22 protein-coding genes are annotated in these 23,744 nt (G+C 37.6%); 7 read left to right on the top strand and 15 right to left on the bottom strand.

The genetic code is table 11. The features are described 5' to 3' along the window. Positions 1–172 precede the first annotated feature (172 nt). Positions 173–1,291: a citrate synthase gene (gene citZ, locus CZ490_RS11600; protein WP_077619049.1), complete on the bottom strand. Its 1,119-nt coding sequence runs from the start codon at positions 1,289–1,291 to the stop codon at positions 173–175. Between the two features lie 531 nt (positions 1,292–1,822). Here citZ and ytvI point away from each other — a divergent pair. Further along, a complete protein-coding gene (gene ytvI, locus CZ490_RS11605; protein ID WP_077619050.1) occupies positions 1,823–2,938 on the top strand; it encodes a sporulation integral membrane protein YtvI in 1,116 nt (371 codons plus the stop codon). Between the two features lie 45 nt (positions 2,939–2,983). Here ytvI and CZ490_RS11610 read toward each other — a convergent pair whose 3' ends face one another. The 8 genes from CZ490_RS11610 to dnaE all read right to left on the bottom strand — a co-directional run bounded on the left by CZ490_RS11610 (position 2,984) and on the right by dnaE (position 14,088). Further along, a complete protein-coding gene (locus CZ490_RS11610; RefSeq protein ID WP_077619051.1) occupies positions 2,984–3,376 on the bottom strand; it encodes an FxsA family protein in 393 nt (130 codons plus the stop codon). Between the two features lie 104 nt (positions 3,377–3,480). Further along, positions 3,481–5,241, bottom strand: a complete 1,761-nt coding sequence (gene pyk, locus CZ490_RS11615) for a pyruvate kinase (RefSeq protein WP_077619052.1) — start codon at positions 5,239–5,241, stop codon at positions 3,481–3,483. Positions 5,242–5,312: 71 nt separating this feature from the next. Next, positions 5,313–6,272, bottom strand: a complete 960-nt coding sequence (gene pfkA / locus CZ490_RS11620) for a 6-phosphofructokinase (RefSeq protein WP_077619053.1) — start codon at positions 6,270–6,272, stop codon at positions 5,313–5,315. Between the two features lie 337 nt (positions 6,273–6,609). After that, positions 6,610–7,590, bottom strand: a complete 981-nt coding sequence (accA, locus tag CZ490_RS11625) for an acetyl-CoA carboxylase carboxyl transferase subunit alpha (RefSeq protein ID WP_077619054.1) — start codon at positions 7,588–7,590, stop codon at positions 6,610–6,612. Next, entirely contained in the window at positions 7,584–8,447 is an 864-nt protein-coding gene (gene accD / locus CZ490_RS11630) for an acetyl-CoA carboxylase, carboxyltransferase subunit beta (protein ID WP_077619055.1), read from the bottom strand. Before accD ends, accA begins: the two co-directional genes overlap by 7 nt. A gap of 212 nt (positions 8,448–8,659) precedes the next feature. Further along, a complete protein-coding gene (locus tag CZ490_RS11635) occupies positions 8,660–9,259 on the bottom strand; it encodes a FadR/GntR family transcriptional regulator (protein WP_077619056.1) in 600 nt (199 codons plus the stop codon). A gap of 18 nt (positions 9,260–9,277) precedes the next feature. Then, positions 9,278–10,507 (bottom strand): NADP-dependent malic enzyme, encoded by a 1,230-nt coding sequence (gene ystJ, locus CZ490_RS11640; protein ID WP_077619057.1) that lies wholly within the window; start codon positions 10,505–10,507, stop codon positions 9,278–9,280. Positions 10,508–10,719: 212 nt separating this feature from the next. Continuing rightward, complete coding sequence (dnaE, locus tag CZ490_RS11645; protein ID WP_077619058.1) at positions 10,720–14,088, bottom strand: DNA polymerase III subunit alpha; 3,369 nt, start codon at positions 14,086–14,088, stop codon at positions 10,720–10,722. 162 nt (positions 14,089–14,250) lie between these two features. Here dnaE and ytrH point away from each other — a divergent pair, with 162 nt between their 5' ends. The 3 genes from ytrH to CZ490_RS11660 all read left to right on the top strand — a co-directional run bounded on the left by ytrH (position 14,251) and on the right by CZ490_RS11660 (position 15,440). Continuing rightward, complete coding sequence (gene ytrH / locus CZ490_RS11650; protein ID WP_077619059.1) at positions 14,251–14,589, top strand: sporulation membrane protein YtrH; 339 nt, start codon at positions 14,251–14,253, stop codon at positions 14,587–14,589. Further along, positions 14,589–15,092, top strand: a complete 504-nt coding sequence (gene ytrI / locus CZ490_RS11655) for a sporulation membrane protein YtrI (protein WP_077619060.1) — start codon at positions 14,589–14,591, stop codon at positions 15,090–15,092. Before ytrH ends, ytrI begins: the two co-directional genes overlap by 1 nt. A gap of 159 nt (positions 15,093–15,251) precedes the next feature. Further along, positions 15,252–15,440 carry a YtzJ family protein gene (locus tag CZ490_RS11660; RefSeq protein WP_077619061.1) on the top strand — a complete coding sequence of 63 codons (189 nt, stop codon included), beginning with the start codon at positions 15,252–15,254 and terminating at the stop codon, positions 15,438–15,440. Between the two features lie 36 nt (positions 15,441–15,476). Here the strand turns inward: CZ490_RS11660 and CZ490_RS11665 are convergent, their stop codons facing one another. After that, on the bottom strand, positions 15,477–16,415 hold the full coding sequence (locus CZ490_RS11665) for a DHH family phosphoesterase (protein WP_077619062.1): 939 nt from the start codon (positions 16,413–16,415) through the stop codon (positions 15,477–15,479). Between the two features lie 320 nt (positions 16,416–16,735). On the opposite strand from CZ490_RS11665, the gene CZ490_RS11670 reads away from it, so the two are divergent. Beyond that, positions 16,736–17,035 carry a YtpI family protein gene (locus CZ490_RS11670; RefSeq protein WP_077619063.1) on the top strand — a complete coding sequence of 100 codons (300 nt, stop codon included), beginning with the start codon at positions 16,736–16,738 and terminating at the stop codon, positions 17,033–17,035. A gap of 35 nt (positions 17,036–17,070) precedes the next feature. Here the strand turns inward: CZ490_RS11670 and CZ490_RS11675 are convergent, their stop codons facing one another. The 3 genes from CZ490_RS11675 to CZ490_RS11685 all read right to left on the bottom strand — a co-directional run bounded on the left by CZ490_RS11675 (position 17,071) and on the right by CZ490_RS11685 (position 19,500). Then, positions 17,071–18,381, bottom strand: a complete 1,311-nt coding sequence (locus CZ490_RS11675) for a CBS domain-containing protein (RefSeq protein ID WP_077619064.1) — start codon at positions 18,379–18,381, stop codon at positions 17,071–17,073. Between the two features lie 96 nt (positions 18,382–18,477). Further along, a complete protein-coding gene (locus CZ490_RS11680; RefSeq protein WP_077619065.1) occupies positions 18,478–18,720 on the bottom strand; it encodes a hypothetical protein in 243 nt (80 codons plus the stop codon). Positions 18,721–18,816: 96 nt separating this feature from the next. Then, positions 18,817–19,500 carry a metal-dependent hydrolase gene (locus CZ490_RS11685; RefSeq protein WP_077619066.1) on the bottom strand — a complete coding sequence of 228 codons (684 nt, stop codon included), beginning with the start codon at positions 19,498–19,500 and terminating at the stop codon, positions 18,817–18,819. Positions 19,501–19,698: 198 nt separating this feature from the next. Between CZ490_RS11685 and CZ490_RS11690 the strand changes: the two genes are divergently transcribed. Next, positions 19,699–20,793 carry a M24 family metallopeptidase gene (locus CZ490_RS11690; protein WP_077619067.1) on the top strand — a complete coding sequence of 365 codons (1,095 nt, stop codon included), beginning with the start codon at positions 19,699–19,701 and terminating at the stop codon, positions 20,791–20,793. A 56-nt stretch (positions 20,794–20,849) separates the two neighbouring features. Here the strand turns inward: CZ490_RS11690 and CZ490_RS11695 are convergent, their stop codons facing one another. After that, entirely contained in the window at positions 20,850–21,587 is a 738-nt protein-coding gene (locus CZ490_RS11695; protein WP_077619068.1) for a hypothetical protein, read from the bottom strand. A 127-nt stretch (positions 21,588–21,714) separates the two neighbouring features. Beyond that, a complete protein-coding gene (ald, locus tag CZ490_RS11700) occupies positions 21,715–22,836 on the bottom strand; it encodes an alanine dehydrogenase (RefSeq protein WP_077619069.1) in 1,122 nt (373 codons plus the stop codon). A 433-nt stretch (positions 22,837–23,269) separates the two neighbouring features. Between ald and CZ490_RS11705 the strand changes: the two genes are divergently transcribed. Continuing rightward, positions 23,270–23,719: a universal stress protein gene (locus CZ490_RS11705; protein WP_077619070.1), complete on the top strand. Its 450-nt coding sequence runs from the start codon at positions 23,270–23,272 to the stop codon at positions 23,717–23,719. Positions 23,720–23,744 lie beyond the last annotated feature (25 nt).

Genomic DNA, 23,744 nt, shown 5'->3' on the forward strand with positions numbered 1-23,744 from the left:
ACCTCCTAATATTTATAAAAAGTACTTCAAGAGAAGTTTCTCTTGAAATACTTCTCTATTTTACTATTTATTGTTAGATTATCCAATGAACCTTAGCAAATTTGTGGATAGATTTTCGAATCTTCTTCGGAAGACTACCATCAAATTAACCTTTCGGGTCTATTGAATAAACTTAACCTCTTTGTTCAATTGGTACGTATTTTTGCATTCCAGGTCCAGTGTATTCGGCACGCGGACGAATTAAACGGTTGTTGTCATATTGCTCAAGAATATGAGCTAACCAACCTGAAACACGGCTTACTGCAAAGATTGGTGTAAATAAATCATGGTCAATACCTAAGCTATGGTATACAGATGCTGAGTAGAAGTCAACATTCGGTGGTAATGGTTTTGCACTCGTTACAATTTCCTCAACTTTTGTTGACATCTCATACCATTTAGGTTCACCAGTAATTGATGTTAATTTTTGAGACATATCTTTTAAATGTTTTGCACGTGGATCACCTTTGCGGTAAACTCTATGCCCAAATCCCATAATTTTTTCTTTATTTGCTAATTTTGTATTGATGTAGGATTCGGCGTTTTCAACCTCACCAATTTCAGAAAGCATCTTCATAACCGCTTCATTTGCACCACCGTGAAGTGGACCCTTTAACGCTCCGATTGCAGCAGTTACACCTGAATAAACATCAGATAGAGTGGCTACACACACGCGAGCAGTAAACGTTGATGCATTAAGTTCATGATCAGCATGAAGTACTAATGCTTTATTGAATGCCTCTTCCGCAATCTCACTTGGCTCTTGACCAGTAAGCATATATAAGAAGTTACCAGCAAAGCTAAGGTCGGTACGTGGAGCAACCGGTTCTAATCCTTTGCGGACACGAGAAAAAGCGGTAACAATTGTTGGTATTTTTGCTTGAAGACGTATTGCCTTACGATAATTAGCCTCTGGATCCATTACATCTGCTTCATCATCATATAAGCCTAAAAGTGAAACAGCTGAGCGTAGTGCCCCCATTGGATGGACCTTATCAATTGGGTAAGTTTTGAAATGATTTAGTACTTCTTGAGGTAGATCTGCATTTTCAGCAAGCTGCTTTTTTAATTCAGCTAACTCCTCATTATTTGGAAGTTTGCGATGCCATAATAAGTAGATTACTTCTTCAAAACTAGCTTTTTCTGCTAAATCATCAATATTGAATCCTGCATACGTTAAAGTATCGTCAATAATTGAGCTGATTGAAGACGTAGTTGCTACAATTCCTTCAAGTCCCTTTGTTGCTGTCATATGACCCTCTCCTTTATTCATATTCCCCTACCCTCATCTTGGAGGTAAAATGAGCGCTTGCTCAAAAAGAAAACATCTGTGCCTATATTGTAGTACGAATTAGGCACCTAATATTTATAAAGTAAATGCTTTCATTTTTGAATAAAGCACTCAGAGCCACGAATATCAATATAATATTGTGACAATACAAATTTTTCATGCAAGTGAAAATGAAAAATATGTAGTATTAAAATATCTTCCGACTCTATTATAATAAACAATCAGACTTTTGTGAATTAAAAGAGACGAATTCCCAATAAATTATTATTATACAAAAACAAATCTCTATTAGGTTATCGTATTTTTATTAATAGAGCCACCTTTTTCACATTGTAAAATATCAAATTTTCACTCACTCATAAGGTATATTACCACAAATTTATTTTTTTCTCCATAATTGGAAACTTTATTCTCGTTTCTTCGTAATACTTTTAAAGTCTTCCAAGAGATTGTAAAATAAAATAGGAAAGAGATACCTAGGGAGGAAAAAGTTTGAATATTAACTACGTTTACAGTTTTCTTCGTTTTCTATTAGTTATTGCATCTGTAGTCATTGGAATTGTATTGTTTTATTTTCTTTTCAAACTTACATATCCATTTATCTTTGCTCTACTAATAGCCTTTCTAATGAACCCTCTAGTCAACTTTTTAGAGCGCAAGGGAAGGTTGCCTCGTGGTCTATCAGTATTTTTAGGAATCTTCATCGTGTTTGGGGTTATTATGGGACTCCTTACATTACTAATTGCCGAGATTATTTCTGGGGCTAATTACTTAGCAAAAGAAGTACCACAGCATTTTGAAAATCTCGTTGTTTATTTTGAGAATCTTATTGTTGGCCAAATCATCCCTTTATACGAAAGATTAACCAGTATGTTTGACAATTTAGATCAAGGACAACAACAAACGATTATGGACAATATCAGCAATGTTGGTACAACTATCGCTACTAATGTTGGGGAATTCATCAAAACGTTTTTAGAAAATATTCCTAAGTTTCTAGGTTGGTTACCAAATGCGGCCACTGTGATTGTTTTTTCTTTATTAGCTACGTTTTTTATTAGTAAAGACTGGAATAAATTTGTCATAATGGGGCGACGATTTATCCCTGTCAAAGCGAGGACAAGTGGAAAATCCGTATTCGCGGAATTGAAAAAGGCATTATTTGGATTTATTAAAGCACAAGCAACATTGATTTCGATTACTGCAGGAATTGTGTTAGTTGGTTTATTAATTCTACGCGTTGATTATGCAATCACCATTGCACTGTTAATTGGGCTTGTCGATCTTCTTCCGTATTTAGGAACCGGACTAGTATTTGTACCTTGGATTATCTATTCTGCTTTTAGCGGTAATATACCACTAGCAATCGGGCTTGGAGTTTTATACATTGTTGTGATTGTACAGCGCCAGGTAATGGAACCGAAGGTCATTTCTTCGAGTATTGGATTAGATCCATTGGCAACATTGGTATCACTCTTTGTCGGGTTTCAGTTATTCGGATTTATCGGCTTGCTAATAGGACCTGTTATATTAGTTATCATTAGAACCCTATATACTACGGGAGTTTTTCAGGAAGTTTGGGGATTTATTATTGGAGAAAATAAATAAATAAAATAAATAAAAGCCATTGTAGCAATGGCTTTTATTTTTGTATTACCAACGTCGTATCACAGTGAAATTTCCTCTATCTATTCTTCGTCTAATCCAATTTGCAATGACTGGTTTTACGTAATTACGTGTTGCTGGGATAAGAAGCAGTAAACCTGTTAGATCAGTAATATATCCTGGACTCAACAGTAGTACAGCACCTATAAGGATACAAATTCCATCTATTACTGCCTCACCTGGCACTTCCCCATAATTCATCTGTTGCCTAGCACGTTCGAGTGTTTCTATCCCTTGCTTTTTTGCAAGCCACGCCCCTAACACCCCTGTAAGAATAATCAATAGAAATGTAATTGGAATGCCAAGTGTCTTGCCTGAAAAAATAAGAACACTAATTTCTAAAGCCGGTACAATAATAATTAATGCAAGTAATAATCTCATATAATCCTCCTTTATGAAGGCTTTTCCTATATTATATGTTTTCTGCCTATAAAAGAGTAGTTTAAACTAAAAAAAAGAGAGAAGGTTACCCTTCTCTACGTCAATTATAGTACATTTGCATGTCCTTCGTATATCACACCACGAGCCGAATCAACGGTAATATCTTGTCCATCTTTTAAAAGTGTTGTTGCATTTTCTACACCAACAATTACCGGTATACCTATGCTTAATCCTACTACTGCAGCATGGCTAGTCAAGCCACCCTCTTCTGTGATTAATGCTGAAGCTTGTTCCACATACTTCACCATGTCTCGATCAGTTGCAGGTGTTACAAGGATGGCGCCATCATACATTTTTGCAGCTGCCTCCTCACTGCTATTTGCAACTACCACTTTACCAAAAGCTGACTTTCTTCCAATTCCTTGTCCATTAGTAATGGTGTTACCAACAACGTGAATCTTCATAATATTTGTAGTTCCACACTCACCAACTGGTACACCAGCTGTAATGACAACTAAATCGCCAGGTTTGATGATTCCAGTATTTAAAGCTACATCAACTGAGTTATCAAGCATTTCGTCTGTTGATTTTGCCACATCACCTGTTTGTGGGTATACTCCCCAAACTAATGAGAGTTTTCTAGTAGTTGATTCATTGGCAGTAACAGCTATAATCGGTGCCTTAGGACGATACTTTGAAATCATTCGTGCAGTATGCCCGCTCTCAGTCGGAGTCACGATAGCTGATGCATCTAAATTAAGAGCAGTATGAGCAACGGATTGACCAATTGCATCTGTAATAGTGATGCCAGAAATCTTACTGCGTTGAGATAAGATTTCACGGTGAACTAATGCTTCCTCAGCACGTGAAGCAATATTATGCATAGTTTGTACAGCTTCAACTGGGTAACTACCTGCAGCTGTTTCACCTGAAAGCATAATTGCATCAGTTCCATCAAAGATTGCATTGGCAACGTCACTAGCTTCAGCACGTGTTGGTCTAGGATTACGTTGCATTGAATCCAGCATTTGTGTAGCAGTAATTACTGGCTTACCTAGAGCATTACATTTTTTAATTAATTGTTTTTGCACTAGTGGTACTTCTTCTGCAGGAATTTCCACCCCTAGATCACCACGCGCAACCATTAATCCATCAGATACTTCAAGGATCTCGTCAATGTTGTCGACACCCTCTTGGTTTTCGATTTTAGGAATAATTTGAATTGCTTCACCATTATTTTCTTCTAATAACTCTCTAATTTCTAGTACGTCGGACGCACGACGAACGAAGGATGCTGCAATGTAATCGACATCCTGTTCGATACCGAACACAATATCTTTCGCATCTTTCTCAGTAATACCTGGTAAATTAACACTAACGCCTGGTACGTTAACACCTTTTTTGTTCTTTAATGTACCACTATTTAATACTTTTGTTAAAATTTCACGTTTTTGGTGGTTAATTTCTACTACATCTAACCCAATTAGACCATCGTCTAATAGAATTTTGGAACCCGGGTGAACATCATCAATTAGGCCTGGATATGTAATTGAGAATTTTTCTGGAGTACCAATTACCTCTTCCATTGAAACAACAATATTTGTACCCTCAACTAATTCAATTGCACCATTTTCCATTGTATGAGTACGGATTTCGGGTCCTTTTGTATCTAATAGTATCGCAATATTTTTACCAGTAATTTTTGCAGCTTCACGGATATTTGTGATACGTGCACCATGTTCTTCAAAATCACCATGTGAAAAATTTAATCTTGCTACATTCATCCCTGCATTAGCTAATGCAACTAACTTGTCTACAGTTTCACTAGCAGGTCCTATCGTACATACGATTTTTGCTTTTCTCATTTATATTTCCTCCTCTATAATCGCTATAGCGACTACCAACACTCCAATATAGAATTATACCTAAGTCTCGACTAAATTGATAGTTCTTGTGCTAGGTTATACATTTTCTGATCAATTGTATGTTTACGATCCAGAATCTCCATAATATCGTGGTCGACTAGTTGGTTTTGTTGAATACCAACAGCTCTACCACCTCTACCTTCAAGCAGTAGCTCGACAGCTTTTGCACCAAGACGGCTTGCCAACACTCGGTCAGTTGCTGTTGGTGAACCACCTCGTTGTATATGTCCTAAAACACTAACTCTTGTTTCAAAGTTTGTAGTTTCCTGAATCTTCTTACCTATTTCTACACCACTACCTACACCCTCAGCAACTACAATGATACTATGCTTTTTGCCTCGGTCATGACCTCGATTAAGCTTTGCTATAACTTCATTTATGTCGTAATTTTCTTCAGGAATGATAATTGTTTCTGCTCCACCAGCTAGGCCTGCCCATAATGCAAGGTCACCAGCATGTCTTCCCATGACTTCAATAACATATGTACGTTCATGTGAAGTAGCTGTATCCCTGATTTTATCAATGGCATCTATTACTGTATTTAAGGCTGTGTCAAATCCAATTGTAAAATCAGTGCCCGGTATATCGTTGTCGATTGTACCCGGTACACCTACACATGGGAACCCAAGTTCCGTTAATTTTTCTGCACCACGGTATGAACCGTCACCACCAATAACCACTAGACCTTCAATACCTAGCTTTTGCAACTGTTCAATCCCTTTTTTGCGGCCTTCTTCTGTTTTAAATTCCTCACAACGAGCAGTATACAGCATTGTGCCTCCACGGTGAATAATATCGCCAACAGAACCAATCTCTAATTTTCGGATTTGCCCACTAATTAAACCTGCATACCCTTGATAAACTCCATACACTTCTAGGTCATGAAAAATCGCTTTACGTACCACCGCACGGATCGCAGCATTCATGCCTGGTGAATCCCCACCACTAGTTAATACACCAATTCTTTTCATTTTTCCACCTCTATGTAAAAATAATAATGAACTATTCGAATATGATTAGTTTAAGCAAATAAACCATGGACTATTTGCCTATTGAATAGTTTTATTTCACTTGTACTATTTTCTCGCAATATGTATAAAATAACACTAATATATCAGTAAAACAACCAAGTTCTTCTACTAAATGAAGAAAAAATGTGAAATTATGTCGAATTCGAAAGAAATAAAGATTTATATCGAAGAGGGTATTTAACTAAAACGCACGGTACTGTGTATAGTATTCTCAAAATATATAGTAGTAAACAAAGGAAAACGTGCTCCACACAGCGTGTGAGATGCACGTCTATTTTTACTGAACCCCGATATACTCTTCTTCAGCAATACTAAATTGACCAATTTTTTTATATTTTTGATAACGTTGTTGAACTAATTCATCTTTGCTTAATTTTCGTAATTCTCTCAATGACTGAAGTAATACAGCATCAATAGAAGCTGCTTGTTCAGAGACGTCTTTGTGAGCGCCACCTTTTACCTCTGGTATTATTTCATCCACAATTCCAAGTTTTTTAAGGTCGGGTGCCGTAATTTTCATCGACTCAGCCGCTTTTTTTGCAAGTCCTGCATCTTTCCAAAGTAGAGCTGCAGCCCCTTCAGGCGAGATAACGGAATACGTTGAGTTTTCTAGCATATGCATGTGATTTCCTACACCCAATGCAAGAGCTCCCCCACTTCCACCTTCCCCAATGACGATACAAACCACTGGTACAGTTAAACTTGCCATTTCAAACAGATTTTTTGCGATTGCTTCGCTTTGACCACGTTCTTCTGCTGCTTTACCTGGATATGCACCTTTTGTATCAATGAAACAAATGATAGGTCTGTTAAACTTCTCAGCTTGCTTCATTAGACGAAGTGCCTTACGATATCCTTCAGGATGTGGCATACCAAAATTTCGTTTAATATTCTCCTTCGTATCTTTCCCACGCTGATGTCCAATTACCGTGACAGGTAAATCATGATACTTAGCAATACCACCAACGATGGCAGCATCGTCTCCATAATAGCGATCACCATGACATTCGAAGAAGTTGGTAAACACTCTTTCAATATAATCGAGTGTTGTGGGGCGTTCAGGATGGCGAGCAATTTGTACACGATCCCACGGTTTTAAGTGACTATAAATCTCTTTCTCGAGTTTTTGAAGTCTAGTTTCTAATTTTGATATTTCATCGGAAAGATCAACATTTGAGTCCTTCGTAAATTCCTTAAGCTCTGAAATTTTCTTCTTCAATTCTACAACCGGTTTCTCAAAATCTAGTTCGCCTACCAATTGACCGCACCCCCATTCACATGAATATCTACTATATTAGCTAGAGAATCCTTTAATTCATGACGGTGGATAACAGCATCCAGTTGGCCATGCTTTAATAGGAACTCTGCTGTTTGGAAATCCTCTGGGAGTTCCTCACGAATTGTCTGCTCAATAATCCTTCTACCAGCAAATCCAATTAGTGCACCTGGTTCTGCAAAATTAAAATCACCTAATGAAGCAAAACTTGCAGATACACCGCCAGTTGTTGGGTGTGTCATAACCGATATAATAAGACCACCCTGGTCACTGAAAAGTTTTAGAGCTGAGCTTGTTTTCGCCATTTGCATTAAGCTAAGCACGCCCTCCTGCATTCTTGCGCCACCTGAAGCTGTGAAAATAAGAAAAGGTACCTTTTCTTCCTTCGCCTTTTCAATCGCTCTCGTAATCTTTTCTCCTACTACAGAGCCCATACTTCCCATTCGGAAGCTTGAGTCCATAATTGCTAACACAATTCGGTTTCCTTCAATTGTTCCTTCACCAGTAACCACCGCTTCATTTATACCCGTTTTTTGGCGGTCCTTCTCTAGTTTTTCTAGATAATCAGGAAAACCTAACGGATTTTCAGAGACAATTGTTTTATCAAACTCAATAAAAGAACCTTCATCTAGTAAGCTCTCTATTCGCTCATAGGAAGTCATTTGATAATGGTAACCACAACTTATACAGACCTTATCGTTTTTCATTAATTCCTTTGTGTACATGATTTTTTTACAGTTTGGACATTTGCTCATAATTCCTTCTGGAACATCTTGTCTTGCTTGTTCAGAAGGAATTGATGCATATTTCTTCTTTTTTACAAAAAAGTCTTTTAACAAAAAGGAACCTCCTCACACATTTCAATAGATGGCTTTTTCGACTTAGTTTGATACTTATATCTGCACGGTTTTAGACAATAGTAGAGGAATATCTTCTATCTTCCTTCGTTGCCAAAAAAGCATGTACTTATACTTTACTGAATGTCTTGATTATTTTTTGTAGGAATATGTCACAAAAAGTACGACAAATTCCTACAAAGATAGTTTCACATTTATAGTTTTTCGTAAGCAGATAACGCTCTAGCCACATTTCGTACTTGTAATGCAGCAACTAACTCATCATAACCTTCTTTGTTTATTTCATGAGTATGTTCCTCATAAATAAACTTCACATATTCATTTAGTACAATCCAAATACGGAGCAGTAATCGATTTCCAGCTGCACCGACAATTGTATTTATAACATCCTCTGGGGCTATTTCATCCTTCATCTTATCCTGTAACTCTAATAGCATCTCATCCGTTATACGTTGACAGGCTAACTCAATACAGTTTTTTTCAAGAATAAACTTTGCCTCTAGAAGATCGTCCCGTGTTTTATCCCCTTGGATAATGAAGGTACCTAATAAATGAATCAATTGATGGTCTCCAAAATCCTTTAGAAAGGTGCCTTCACCTCGTCTGGTCTCGATTAGGCCTAATAATTCCAAGGACCTTAGGGCTTCCCTTACAGAGGAACGTCCCACATTAAGACGTTCTGAAAGTTCCCGCTCTGATGGAATTTTATCCCCAACGGAAAGTCCATCATCTTGAATGATGGACCTAATTTGTTTTACGATTTCAATGTAAACCTTTGAACTAGGTGATGTCACAGTATATCATCCAATCGGTTATTCGATAATTGCTAAACGTCTAGTTTTCTCAGCAACTTCTTCCGGATTTACGGTGATTCGGGCTACACCGGTTTCCATTGCTGCCTTGGCGACACTCGCTGCTACCGCAGGAGCGACACGTGGATCAAAAGGTGCAGGAATCACATATTCTGGGCTAAGATCTTCTGGAGCCACTAAAGATGCGATTGCTTCCACTGCTGCTATTTTCATTTGTTCATTAATGTGAGTTGCTCTAGCATCTAAAGCGCCTCTGAAAATTCCCGGGAACGCAAGGACGTTGTTAACTTGGTTTGGAAAATCAGATCTGCCTGTACCCACAACTTTCGCACCTGCTTTAAGTGCCACATCTGGCATGATTTCAGGATTAGGATTAGCCATTGCGAAAATAATGGGATCCTGATTCATGCTTTGGACCATTTCAGTTGTAAGAGCCCCTTCAACTGATACACCAATAAATACATCTGCGTCTTTGAGAGCATCTGCAAGTGTACCTTCGAGTCGATTACGGTTTGTATATTTAGCTACTTCTGCTTTTACGTTATTCATACCAAACGTACGACCATCATATATAGCCCCTCTTGAGTCACACATGATAATATCGCGAACGCCATAGCGATATAAAAGTTTGATAATCGCAATTCCAGCAGCACCTGCTCCATTTGCAACAACTTTTATTTCTGACATTTTCTTTCCAACAAGCTTTAATGCATTTACTAGTCCTGCCACTGTAACAATCGCGGTACCATGTTGATCGTCATGAAAGACAGGTATATTTGCTTCCTTTTTTAAACGTTCTTCAATGATAAAACAATTAGGAGCTGCAATATCCTCTAAGTTGACACCACCAAAGGTCGGCTCTAGTAATTTTACTGTTTCCACAATTTTGTCAACATCTGTAGTGTTTAAGCAAATTGGGAATGCATCCACTCCTGCAAAGCTTTTAAATAATACAGCTTTACCTTCCATAACAGGTAGGGCAGCTTCTGGGCCAATATTTCCTAAGCCTAGAACTGCTGTACCATCAGAAACTACAGCAACCATGTTCCCCTTCATTGTGTACTCATACACTTTGGACTTATCATCATATATTGCCTTACAAGGTTCTGCTACTCCTGGTGAGTACGCTAAACTTAAATCCTTTGCATTTCTTACTGGAATTTTTGATTTTGATTCAAGCTTTCCCTTGTGAATCTGATGAATATGTAGAGCCTCTTCTCTTAGAGTCATTTACTTTTCACTCCTTATTTTAAAGAAAACTTGGCACCTGTATAATTGGCGCCAGTTGTAGTCATAGAAATAGAAGTTATAAAACTCGTCCAAATTATTAACATAAAAACTAGTCATACAAAAATTCCCTATTTATCAAAAAAAGAAGTGGTCTGGCCACATCTCTTTTCTATTACAATATAACATATTTGCTGTTCCTGTAAAGGGTAATGTTAGTGTAGCACTACATTTTGCGGTCCCATTAGCCCCTTCAACTCGCTTAATAACTTCGTTGATGGATTCACCCAAAGTTCCTGTTGTAGCTGAATTGTTTTTTGTGTTTCCTCGTAATATAAAACAACCGGAGTCTCGCCAGAATATTGCTTTAATATCCTTTTTAGGTCTATAAGAGCCTGGTCAACTTGTTTGTTTTTTTCCATCCTCACAAAGAGTTTTTTTTCTTCTTGCATTTCTTCTTTATCAGGCATAACTTGCGCCTGGTTGATAATGAACTGTAATTGATTATTGCGATTGTCAATTTTACCTTTAAACAAAAGTAAAGCCTCATTTTTAAGGAGCTTACCAAACTGTGTATAGGTGCGTGGAAATGCAACTCCCTCTATTTCACCCGTTTCATCTCCAATGGTCACGAATGCCATCACTTCACCTTTTTTTGTACGAATCGTTCTCTCCTTTGTGATAAAACCACCAATCACCACATTTTGTTGTAGATATTGTGAGACTTCCGATATAGAAATGGCTCCATATTTCTTTAAAAAAGTAGAATACGAAGTGATTGGGTGACTTGATAGATAGAAGCCCAGCGCTTCCTTTTCAAACCGTAGTTTTTCCATTTCATTAAATGGGTCAACCTCGACGTATTTTGGTTTAAGTTCAAAATCATCTTCAAATAACATCTCAAATTGGTTTTCTTCATCCTTTGGACTAACAAGCTCGGCATGTTCTAGCGCAACATCTAGGGTTGCTAAAAGAGTCGCTCTATGTTCCCCAAATTCATCAAATGCCCCAGAACAAATTAACGCTTCTAACGTGCGGCGATTAATACTTCTCATTGATGTCCTCACACAAAAATCAAAAAGGTCTGTAAATGGCTTCGTTTTTCTCGTTTCGATAATCTCTCTTAGGGCTGCAACCCCAACACTTTTCACTCCTGCCAAGCTAAAGCGAATTGCCTTTTTTTCCACACTAAAAGGAAAATAGCTTTTATTAATTGATGGTGGTAAAATAGTCAGTCCCTTTTGTTTTGATTCACGAATATACTGTCCTAGTTTGTCATCATTGCCAATTACGCTAGTAAGTAATGCCGCCATAAAATAGAGAGGATAGTTTGCTTTTAAGTAGGCCAGCTGATAGGCAATCATACTATAGGCAACTGCATGACTTCGATTAAATCCATAGTTTGCAAACCTAACGATTAAATCATATATCTCATCCGCTGTTTTTTCGTTATATCCTTTATTTAAGCTACCTTGTACAAAATGCTCGCGTTCCTTATCAAGGACGTCTTTTTTCTTTTTACTTACAGCCCTTCTGAGTAAATCAGCCTCACCTAGACTAAACCCTGCCATTTTTGAAGCAATCTGCATGATTTGCTCTTGGTATACAATGACTCCATAGGTTTTCTCTAGAATTGGAATCAGGTCTGGATGTGGATATTGGACTGGTTCAGCATTATGTTTTCGGGCGATATATAATGGAATGTTCTCCATTGGACCTGGTCGATATAGTGCATTAACAGCAACGATATCCTCCAATTCACTTGGCTGTAGCCTTACAAGAACACTTCGCATTCCACTAGATTCAAGTTGGAAAACTCCGGTTGTATCACCCTTACCTAATAATGTAAACGTCTTTTGATCATCCAACGGAATCGCAGAGAAATCAATTTTCTTCCCGGTACTCCTCTTAATCAAAGACTGAATGTTATCGATAAGTGTTAAATTTCGCAGTCCAAGGAAATCCATTTTTAAAAGACCAACTTCTTCTAATATGTCCATTGGAAATTGTGTGAGATAAACTTCCCTATGGCCTTCTTGGATAGCAATTAAATCTGTTAACGGTTTTTCACTTATAACAACCCCAGCAGCATGTACTGAAGTATGTCTTGGAAGTCCTTCTATTTTTTTTGCTGTTTCAAAAATTTTACGTCCAATTTCGATATTCTCAATGTACTCTCGCAATCCTTTTGACTCTTCATACGCTTGTTGAAGTGTAATTCCGAGCTTACTAGGGACTTGCTTGGCTAGAAAATCTGCTTCCTTTGGAGATATCCCCATCACTCTACCTACATCACGTAGTGCAGCTCTAGCAGCCAATGTTCCAAATGTAATAATTTGAGCAACATGCAGTCTTCCGTATTTTTTTGAAACATATTCAATCATTTCATCCCGTCGGTTATCAGGGAAGTCAATATCGATATCAGGCATTGATATTCTTTCCGGGTTCAAAAACCGTTCAAATAATAATTGATGCTCTATCGGATCAACATCTGTAATATGAAGCACATATGCTACTAAAGAGCCTGCAGCTGAACCTCTTCCTGGACCTGATATGATCCCATTCTCATGTGCATATTTCATAAAATCCCATACTATTAAAAAGTAATCACTAAAATTCATCTTTTTAATAACATTAAGCTCATATTGCAACCGTTCAAGCTGTTCATTTGTAGGGTTCTGGTAACGTTCATGGAGACCCTCTATACAAACTCGAGATAAATAGTTCTCTGCTGATTCATTGTTTGGAACTGGGAATTTTGGTAACGCGAATTTCCCTAATTCAATCTCCACATTACATAGTCTCGCAATCTTTATTGAATTCTCAAGCACTTCGGGAACATCCGCAAATAGTTCAACCATTTGTGTTGGCGACTTGAGATAAAACTCCTTATTTGGTAGGGTAACCCTGTCATCATCCGATAGTTTAGTTCCATTCTTAATAGATAATAAACATTCATGTGCAAATGCATCATCCTGCTCTATGTATTGAACATTATTCGTTGCGACAATAGGTATCCCTAACTCTGCACCAATTTGAGTGAGCTTAGTGTTAATAGCTTCCTCCACAGCCAACCCATGGTTTTGAACAGCTAAATAAAAAGCGTCTTGTTCAAAAATCTGTTTATATGCATATGCACGCATTTTGGCATCTTCATAATTACCATCTCTTAGACATTGCTCAATGTCTCCGTCTCGACCTGGAGAAATACCAATTAAACCCTCACGATACTGAGCTAACCATCTTCGTGGAATTCCGTCCTTCGATCTAGTCTGTATAGCACTGCTTATTTTTAATAGATTTTGATATCCTTTGTTATTTTTAGCAAGTAAAACGACAGGGTATGCCACAATATCATCATGACTTTCTTCTGTTAAAACTGAAGCAGTCATACCAATAATCGGTCTTATTCCTTTCTTCTTACATTCTTTATAGAATGGGATTGCCCCATACATGACGTTTAAATCTGTTAATGCCAGCGCTCGAAAGCCGAGGATGCTCGCTTTTTCAACTAATGTTTCTACCTTTGCAGCACTTGATAATAGGCTATAGGCGCTTTGAACCTGAAGGTGAACAAAAGGCAATGAGATCACACCTTTTTTACTTTATTTTCGTTCTTATCGATATTTCAATTATAGTCCTATTTACGAAACAAGCAAAACAAAACTCATAGTTCGTATTGTTTGTCCATATACATGTATAAAATAGCTTCTTCAATTAATCAAATACAAAAAGAGGGTGTCCAAATGGAAGTAAAAGAGGCTTTTATGCCTGCATTTATTCATAGTTTCTTTATTGCCCTTGGGGTTCTATTAGGTGGTTCCCTAATCGGAGGGCTGGGTGCCTTTATTTCGGGTCAAGCACCATTGTCTGAAATCTACTCGGTTGCTAGTAAGCTGAAAATTTGGGCACTAGTTGCTGCGATTGGCGGAACATTTGATGCTTTTTACAGCTTTGAAAGAGGAATATTCCTTGGACAAACAAAAGATGTTTTCAAACAATTTCTACTGATTGTATCTGCTATGGGAGGGGCTCAATTCGGTTGGAGAATCATTGAGTGGTTTACTCAGGAGCATGTCTCTTAATGAGAGTCCCACCCTATCATGAAAAACCAGGTTGGCAACGATTCTTTGCGGGCGTTGTGGTTGGGGCCTTAATAAGCTGGTTTGTTTTTCTATTTCAGTTCGGCGTACTACAAGATAAACAAATTCAAAAAATATCAGAGCAGACAACAGAAATTAATGATCTCAAAAAAAGTAATGATATTCTAATTGAAGACTCCAAAAAGTTGAACGAAGCAAACAAGAACAAGCTAAAGATTCAAGACTTTGAAATTGTGTTTGCAAACCGCAAAAAAGTGAATTTAAGTTCTCTCGACTTGCACATTTTAAAAAGTGCCGTGACCGAGGACCTTAATTCCTTAATCGGGAAAGATATACAATCAGTCTCACAAAACAAAGAACTTTTGTTTAGGACAATTGAAAATAGACCTTACGAATTAGACGATAAAACCTATAAACTCAAAATATACACCGTTTTTTTTGATACTACTCTTGAGATTTCATTAAACATAGAGCTTGTCAATTAACAAAGCTTCCTTCCAAGGAGGCTTTTTTTGTCTTAAAAATTGTATTTTTTGTTACAAATCCGTTAAAGTTTTTAGAAAATTTTAAAAATATGTAGCATTATTAGGCGATAATGAAATAAAATAAAATAAAATAAAATAAAACGTATAAGGAGGGAAAATATGTATATTAACCGCAGGAAACTATTAAACGAAAAAATGTCTCGGATTAAGAATGGATACTCCGCTTACGCAGAATCCCCTGATATCGTAAATGCTTTAAAAAAAGAGATACAAGCGCTGAATCTTAATGTATTGGAGGAAGTAACCGATATGGGTTCATGGTTTATACCAGTGAAGGTAGAAAGTTAAATAAAGTCGCACACTGATGGAGCGACTTTATTTTTTTTATTTATTATTGCATACATGCTTAAGGTCAGTAATAACATTATCCACTTCTTGCCAAGAGTAGATGGTTGCCCCAGATGCAAGTGGATGCCCACCACCGTTGTATTTTTTAGCTACTTCGTTTATTACAGGTCCTTTAGAACGTAAACGAACTCGAATTTGATCCTTTTCTTCTACGAAAAACACCCACGTTTTGATGTTTTCAATGGTTCCCAAGTTACTTACAAGCTGGGATGCTTCTGAAGAGGTTACATTATATCTTTTCAGAATCTCGTCTGTTATTTCCATCCAAGCTACACCGTCTTCTGTTACTTTATAATTCTGGTAAACATAGCCGCTGAGACGCGCAACATTTTCTTTAGTTTTATATAAGTTCTCGTATACCTCAGGAAATATAAATCCGTATGCAATTAATTCTCCAGCATATGTAAATGTTTTTGGGTTTGTATTAGAAAATAAAAATCGACCAGTGTCTCCAACAATTCCAGCAAAGAGAAGTCTCGCAGCTTCCTTTGAAAGAGTAAGCCCTTGTTGTTTCCCTTGTAAGTATAGCTCATAAACCATCTCACTACAGGAGCTTGCATTCGTATCCACCCACAATAGGTCTCCATAAGGGTCTTCGTTTGGATGGTGATCAATTTTAATTAGTTTCTTACCAAGATGATATCGGTCATCAGATATACGGCCCTGATTTGCTGTATCGCAGACGATAACCAGTGCCTCTTTATATATCTCATCTTGTATTTGGTCCATTTCTTTTAAAAATAGTAAGGTAGGCTCATCCTCTCCCACGACATAAACGTTTTTTGTTGGAAATGAGGCTTTCAATATTTCTGCAAGTCCACATTGGGAACCGTAGGCGTCTGGGTCTGGACGAACATGACGATGAATGATAATGGTCTCGAATTCGGTAATTGTATCTAGAATAGGTTGAATCATAGGGTTTCTCCTTTATTAGTGGCTATTTGCAAAAAATGTTTATATATACCTTTGATTTCCGCTTCAGGCGGACACTTTCCGCGGGCATGGCCTCAGCCTCCTCAACAAGCAAACTTGTCTGCGGGGTCTTCACCTCATGCTATTCCCGCTGGAGTCGCCGCCTTACGCTTCAATCAACCAGGTCTGCACTATATAGCTAATAGAAACAATCTATTATATATGAACCTTATTCACGAAGTTTCCACATTCTATCTACTAGCATTTCGAATATGTTCTGAGTTACAATAGGTTTAGCAATCTAGAATTGGAGGCAACTTCATATGCAAATACTCGTTATGTTAATCATTTTTGCGCTAGTATTTTATTTTTATTATAAAACAAAATACTTCCGTTCAAGACGTCCAGCTGAAAAACAATGGCTTTCTGCCAAATCAAGTATAGCACTTGGACTATTTGTTGCACTTTTTGGTTTAAATACTTTTTTTGTTCATCCTTCAACAATATCCTATGTAATCGGGACGGTCCTTATAGTAGTTGGCGGAGGAAGTATTTGGGCAGGATTCCGTGCTTATAAGCATTATCTACCTTTCGTTATGAAGGAAGCAGAACAACAGGGGTAAAGAAAAAGGGACGCAGAAGCGTCTCTTTTTTTTTACTACCTATCTATCAGTTGCGCCATCATCATTGCTTTTCCAACAACAACCCCACCATTGAACACTTCTACATCAACCTTACCAAACCTTCTTCCAACCTCTAGTACCCTAGGATGAATCTCCATCATACTATCAATTTGTACAGGTTTCATGAAGTAAACAGTCATGTTCTCGATGACTAAATCACCTTTTTTAAAGGATTTCAACACCCTATTGGCTGCCTCAGTGACAATCGTTGTGAACACACCATAAGAAATGGTACCAAGATGATTAGTCATTTGTGGAGTTACCTCACATTGATAAATCGCCTCACCATCAGCAGATATATCAACTAATTGATTGGTGACAATATCATCTATCGTTTCTCCCACCTGTGGTTGACGACCTACCATCTGCAATGCTTTTAACACATCTTGACGGCTAATGATCCCTTGTAGTCGGTTAGATTGGTCAACAACAGGAAGCATTTCAATGCCTTCCCATACCATCATATGGGAGACTGATGCTACAGATGTTTTTCCATTCACTGTCATTGGACTTTTTGTCATTACCTTTTCAATGGATGTACTTGGGTTCTGTCCCATAATGTCCTTTGATGTTATCATCCCAATAACCTTTGATTGATTATCGATTACAGGGTATCGGCCATGACCAGTCTCAGCATTGAGTTCATACCACTTTTCAACTTTGTCGGAAAGGTGAAGGCTGACTGTCTCCGTTTCAGGCGTTAAAATATCCTCTACTAAAACAATCTCTTTTTTTATGAGTTGGTCGTAAATTGCACGGTTAATCATGGTGGCAACTGTAAAGGTATCGTAACTGCTCGAAATAATCGGTAACTGTAATTCATCCGCCAGCTTTTTCACATCCTCTTCTGTGTCAAAACCTCCCGTAATTAAAACAGCAGCTCCTGCATTTAATGCATATTCATGAGCCTTTGTCCGGTTCCCAACTATTAATAGATTCCCAGCACCTGTATAACGCATCATTGCTTCAAGCTTCATTGCACCGATTACAAATTTATTTAGTGTTTTATGTAGACCAGCTTTTCCACCCAGCACTTGTCCATCAACAATATTTACAACTTCAGCGAAGGTCAGCTTTTCAATATTTTCTTTCTTTTTGCGTTCAATCCGAATGGTTCCAACCCGTTCTATCGTACTTACATAGCCTTTGTTCTCCGCTTCCTTGATTGCACGATATGCAGTCCCCTCACTCACCTTCATTTCCTTTGCAATCTGCCGGACCGAAATTTTCTCACCAATCGGGAGTGTATCAATATATTGTAAAATTTGCTCATGCTTCGTCGCCAAGCTCTTCACCCTCTAATAATCATTGTTTGTCTATTTCCGTATTTTCTTATCTTTATTATAAGGGTGAAGTACACTTTATTCAATTTTATTAATATGTTAATAATTTCGTACTCTTTGACGACGTTTCGCAGATGCTGTTTGTGGACTCGTTACTTTTTGCGTTGATTTCGGGTTATACAAGAGACCAATTAGATTTCCACTAACTACGACTAATGCAAAAACCAGCCAAGAAATTGCAAAGATCCCTTCCAGACCCTGGGCTCCTATGTTAAGTCGTGGTACCCCATAATATAGCAATACACCACAGAGTAATAAACACAGTAACAATCTATTATGCATCCCATTTCCTCCTTTACATATGCTTGTATCATTCTATGAAGAAATCTATAAAAAAAGACGTGATTCATTCACGCCTTTTTATTAAGGATGTTCAACTTATAAATCGATTGAATCTCCAGCTGCTAATACTTTACCCTCAGTCGAGGTAAGCCTTGAAACAAACTCGTCTGCATCCTGTTCAATGACTGGGAACGTATTGTAATGGATCGGTACGATTGTCTTTGCTTTTAGCCACTCAGCAGCTATTAATGCATCATCTGGTCCCATTGTGAAATTATCTCCAATTGGCAGGAAAGCAACATCAATAGTATTAAGTTCACCTATCAATTTCATATCATAAAATAAGGCTGTGTCTCCTGCATGATAAATGGTCTTTCCTTCTGCAGAAAATAAGATACCACCCGGCATACCTGTGTATACCAGCTCTTGCTTCTCTGGAATTTCCACGCTAGACCCATGAAATGCAAGTGTATACTTGACTTTACCAAAATCAAATTGGTGAGCACCACCAATATGCATTGGATGTACGTTAAGTCCTTGCCACCCTAAATATACAGCAAGTTCATTTGGTGCTACCACCAGGCTAGAGTTACGCTTTGCAAGCTCAACTGTGTCGCCAACATGGTCCCCATGCCCATGTGTAAGTAAAATGACATCTACCTTTACATCAGAAGCATGCAAGTCTGTTTTCGGATTACCAGTTATAAATGGGTCGATAATTATCGTTTTACCACCTGTTTCAATTTTCACTACTGAATGTCCATGATAGGATACTTTCATTATGAATTCCCCTTCCTAAAAGAAATAGATAAACCAACATAGTATTACTTCTTTTTCATTACGTACATTCCTTCTTTTTTATACCCCTTTCCACCGAAAACCAAACCCACCTATCCATGTAAAGCGATTATCACAAAAGTTTACTTTTCCCTTCGAAATTGCTACTCTTAAAATAATATTACAAAGGAAGTGTCAGATATGAATCAACGAATACAAAAGCTTTCAAGCTGGTTAACGGAAAAAGATATAACTTGTAGCTTTATTACATCAACACCAAACGTATTTTATTTAACGGATTTTTATACAGATCCACATGAGAGACTTCTAGGCTTGTTTGTCTTCCAAAATGAAGAGCCTATTTTAATTTGTCCCAATATGGAGGTTGCCCAAGCTCGTCATGCAGGCTGGCAATATGAAATCATTGGGTATAGCGATACTGATAACCCCTGGGAACTCATTCAAAAGTCCCTTTTAAAACGTAATGTTACAGTAACAAGAATGGCACTTGAAAAAGAGCATCTTACTCTTGATAGATTTGAGCAGATTCAACGATTATTCCCTTCCACCTCTTTTGTATCTGCTGAAGAAAAATTACATACATTACGTATGATCAAGGATGAAAAAGAGGTCTCTATTTTACAGGACGCGGCAGCACTTGCTGATTACGGAGTTGAAGTAGGCGTTCAGGCCATCGCTGAAGGAAAATCGGAATTAGATATACTCGCAACAATCGAATTTGAATTAAAGAAAAAAGGGATCCGCCAAATGTCTTTTGATACCATGGTATTAACAGGTTTAAAAACAGCAGCACCCCATGGCAAACCAGGTCTTGAGACAATAACAAAGGGAGATTTTGTTCTTTTTGATCTAGGAGTAGTGTTAGATGGTTATTGCTCCGATATAACCAGAACTGTTGCATTTGGTGATATTACAGAAAAACAACGTGAGGTTTATGATACCGTCCTAAAAGCACAGGTAGCAGCCGTAAATGTATGTAAGCCAGGCACAAGAGTTGGCGATATTGACCGAACTGCACGATCCATCATTTCAGATGCTGGTTATGGAGACTATTTTACCCACCGTATTGGTCACGGTCTCGGTATTGATGTTCATGAGTTTCCTTCAATGAACGAAACAAATGATATGCAACTACAACAAGGAATGGCTTTTACGATTGAGCCAGGTATTTATGCCCCTGAAATTGGCGGTGTTCGGATTGAAGATGATATGCTTGTCACTAGTGATGGTGCAGTAACACTTACGAAGTTCCCTAAAGAACTTATTATAAAATAATATCAGGTCCAATAACACAATTTGACCATACAATAAGGACCCCTTGTGGGTCCTTATTAATTTACCGCATTTTCTTCTTCTTCAAATTTAGAACAAAGATATTCGAACAGCTTATGATTAAAGTTATCTTGATTACGAACATAATCAAATAAAATATCATATTGTTCTTTATTGTCTTGTAATCCGTTTAATACCTTAAGAAACAATTCTCTTTGTTCTATAATGGAAGTCACAACTTCCTGATTTTTTTCATCGTCTTGTTCAAAACGTCTAGATATGGTCTCACTATTCATTTCATGCTTTTTAAGAGAAGTAATGATCTCGTCAAATTGTTCTTTCACAAGATTGATATTTTCAGTAATCTTATGGTTGAATAGCTCCTGATTTTGGACTATGCGCTCCAACACTTCTAGCTGTTCCCTATGTTCTACTTGCTGATTAGCTGATGTCTCATTGAACTTTTCTTGTCTCTTCATAAAGCCAACAAAAACCTCCAATACGTTTTTCTGTTCTTTCATTTTTTTGGAGAACTTATCTTCCTTATCAATTTGATTTTGCTCATGTTTGAAGAATTGGCTCTGTAGCCCCTTCTGTTCCTCAGCAACTTTTTTTATTAATCGTTCATTACTTTTCATATATTCCTTAACAGCTTCATTATATTTTTCCTGTAATTTAATATGTTCAGTTATATAATTCGAATAATAGGTTGATTGATTTGAATTATTTGGAGTAGTAGTTGATGGTCGATGAACAAGTCTGGTTAATGATTCATTAAAGAAAACTGATGAACCCATAATCCGCACTCCTTTACAATTTAATTAGACGATTGTCTCATTCAGCCCTTCTTTATCTTATTTTTATGCGTGAAAAATGGTGACAATGATAAAGGGATACCTAATCAATAGAGGTATCCCTTTAATTTTATCTATTTTCTAAGAGTGTTTTAGCATCTGAATAGGAAATTTCATGGGCCTCTGCAACCGCCTTATAAGTAACATACCCATCTAGAGTATTTATTCCCTTGAAGAGCGCATCGTTTTCAAGGCTGGCTTGCTTGAACCCTTTATTCGCTATCATTAGGGCATATGGTACTGTAACATTTGTCAGTGCAAAGGTTGACGTCCGCGGTACAGCCCCAGGCATGTTCGCAACTGCATAATGCACAACATCATGCTTTGTATATGTTGGATTATCGTGAGTTGTAATACGGTCTGTTGTTTCAAAGATTCCGCCTTGGTCAATCGCTATATCTACCACTACAGAACCTGGTGCCATTGTTTTAATCATTTCTTCCGTTACAAGTTTTGGCGCCCTTGCCCCTGGAATAAGAACTGCTCCAATTACAAGATCCGATTCTTTCACAGCATCAGCTATATTGAGTGGGTTTGACATAAGTGTTGAAACATCCGCACCAAAAATATCATCTAGTTGTCGAAGACGCTCTGGACTTAAATCAATAATTGTAACTTGAGCTCCGAGACCAATTGCCATTTTAGCAGCATTTGTACCTGCAACACCCCCACCGATGATGGTGACTTTACCACGGTGAACACCTGGAACACCTGCAAGTAATATTCCTTTACCACCATGTGTCTTTTCTAAAAATTGGGCACCGATTTGAGTTGCCATTCTTCCGGCAACTTCACTCATCGGTGTTAACAAAGGAAGAGAACGGTTTGGAAGCTGAACCGTCTCATATGCGAGCCCGATTACTTTCTTCTCAACTAACGCTCTAGTCAATTGAGGCTCAGCTGCTAAATGTAGATATGTAAATAAGAGTAAGCCTTCACGGAAATATTGATATTCCTCTGGAAGTGGCTCTTTTACTTTCATTACCATGTCCATTGACCATGCTTCACTTGCAGTATTTACTATCGTTGCTCCAGCATCTGCATATTGTTCATCCGTAAAGCCAGACCCGCTACCTGCATTTGTTTCGATAAATACTTCATGTCCGAAACGGGTAAGATGCACAACACCAGCAGGTGTCATTGCAACACGGTTTTCATTATTTTTTATCTCCCGGGGTACACCAATTCGCATGAAAAACACTCCTCTGTTCATTGTAAAAAATCTCTTGTTCAAGGCTGTTTTCTAAAAGATTGTTGTTTTAGATATTAAAATGCAACTCTAGTTGATTGAAGCGGAAGGCGGTGACTCCTGCGGGAAAAGCGTGAGACTTGAGACCCCACAGGAGCGCAGCGACGAGGAGGCTCAAGCCACGCCCGCGGAAAGCATCCGCCTGCAGCGTAAATCAATGGTATATAATAAACAGCAAAGTTTGCGAAAACAGACTTTTTTTAAAAAGTTATCCCTTTAAACCCTTTTATTGAAAGCACTTACATAATAGTATTTTTCCATCCAATAATCAAGCAAAAATTCATAATTTCTACATTTATGACTCCGATATAAGTGTTATTAAAGTGATATATTATAAGCGTAAAGAGAATTTTCTATATTTTAGGAGGCTGTTAATATGCTAGTTACCTATAAAAAAGTTCTTGTAGCTGTAGATGGTTCAAAAGAAGCCGAATGGGCTTTAAAAAAAGCGATAGATGTATGCAAGCGCTACAAAGCAGAGCTAATCATTACTCATATTATTGATTTAAAACAATTTACAGATATTAGAGCATATAATATTAACGTAGCTGCACAGGCCGAAGAATATGGAAAAGAGATACTTAGTAGCTATGAAGCTGTAGCTAAAGATTCAGGAATTGAAAATGTGAAAACAGTGTTAGAATTCGGTTCACCTAAAATAAAAATCTCTAAGGATGTTGCACCAAAGCATAATGTGGATTTAATCATCTGTGGTGCAACCGGATTAAGCGCAGTCGAACGTTTCTTAATAGGCAGTGTTTCTGAAAGCATCACGCGTTATTCTAAATGTGATGTCATGGTTGTACGAACAGAAAAGGAACTTTAACATACTAAAACAAAAAAATCGTGAT

This window comes from Litchfieldia sinesaloumensis (assembly GCF_900156865.1).
Lineage (GTDB): Bacteria > Bacillota > Bacilli > Bacillales > Bacillaceae_L > Ferdinandcohnia > Ferdinandcohnia sinesaloumensis.

What these genes read in the sequence shown, in the direction of transcription:
- CZ490_RS11665 (WP_077619062.1), bottom strand. Translation starts at nt 16,415, where the DNA reads ATGATTCAACCTATTCTAGATACAATTACCGAATTCGAGACCATTATC.
- ytrI (WP_077619060.1), top strand. Translation starts at nt 14,589, where the DNA reads ATGAGAGTCCCACCCTATCATGAAAAACCAGGTTGGCAACGATTCTTT.
- CZ490_RS11695 (WP_077619068.1), bottom strand. Translation starts at nt 21,587, where the DNA reads ATGGGTTCATCAGTTTTCTTTAATGAATCATTAACCAGACTTGTTCAT.
- CZ490_RS11660 (WP_077619061.1), top strand. Translation starts at nt 15,252, where the DNA reads ATGTATATTAACCGCAGGAAACTATTAAACGAAAAAATGTCTCGGATT.
- pyk (WP_077619052.1), bottom strand. Translation starts at nt 5,241, where the DNA reads ATGAGAAAAGCAAAAATCGTATGTACGATAGGACCTGCTAGTGAAACT.
- CZ490_RS11670 (WP_077619063.1), top strand. Translation starts at nt 16,736, where the DNA reads ATGCAAATACTCGTTATGTTAATCATTTTTGCGCTAGTATTTTATTTT.
- CZ490_RS11610 (WP_077619051.1), bottom strand. Translation starts at nt 3,376, where the DNA reads ATGAGATTATTACTTGCATTAATTATTATTGTACCGGCTTTAGAAATT.
- pfkA (WP_077619053.1), bottom strand. Translation starts at nt 6,272, where the DNA reads ATGAAAAGAATTGGTGTATTAACTAGTGGTGGGGATTCACCAGGCATG.
- CZ490_RS11690 (WP_077619067.1), top strand. Translation starts at nt 19,699, where the DNA reads ATGAATCAACGAATACAAAAGCTTTCAAGCTGGTTAACGGAAAAAGAT.
- CZ490_RS11685 (WP_077619066.1), bottom strand. Translation starts at nt 19,500, where the DNA reads ATGAAAGTATCCTATCATGGACATTCAGTAGTGAAAATTGAAACAGGT.
- CZ490_RS11680 (WP_077619065.1), bottom strand. Translation starts at nt 18,720, where the DNA reads ATGCATAATAGATTGTTACTGTGTTTATTACTCTGTGGTGTATTGCTA.
- ystJ (WP_077619057.1), bottom strand. Translation starts at nt 10,507, where the DNA reads ATGACTCTAAGAGAAGAGGCTCTACATATTCATCAGATTCACAAGGGA.
- ytrH (WP_077619059.1), top strand. Translation starts at nt 14,251, where the DNA reads ATGGAAGTAAAAGAGGCTTTTATGCCTGCATTTATTCATAGTTTCTTT.
- ald (WP_077619069.1), bottom strand. Translation starts at nt 22,836, where the DNA reads ATGCGAATTGGTGTACCCCGGGAGATAAAAAATAATGAAAACCGTGTT.
- citZ (WP_077619049.1), bottom strand. Translation starts at nt 1,291, where the DNA reads ATGACAGCAACAAAGGGACTTGAAGGAATTGTAGCAACTACGTCTTCA.
- CZ490_RS11705 (WP_077619070.1), top strand. Translation starts at nt 23,270, where the DNA reads ATGCTAGTTACCTATAAAAAAGTTCTTGTAGCTGTAGATGGTTCAAAA.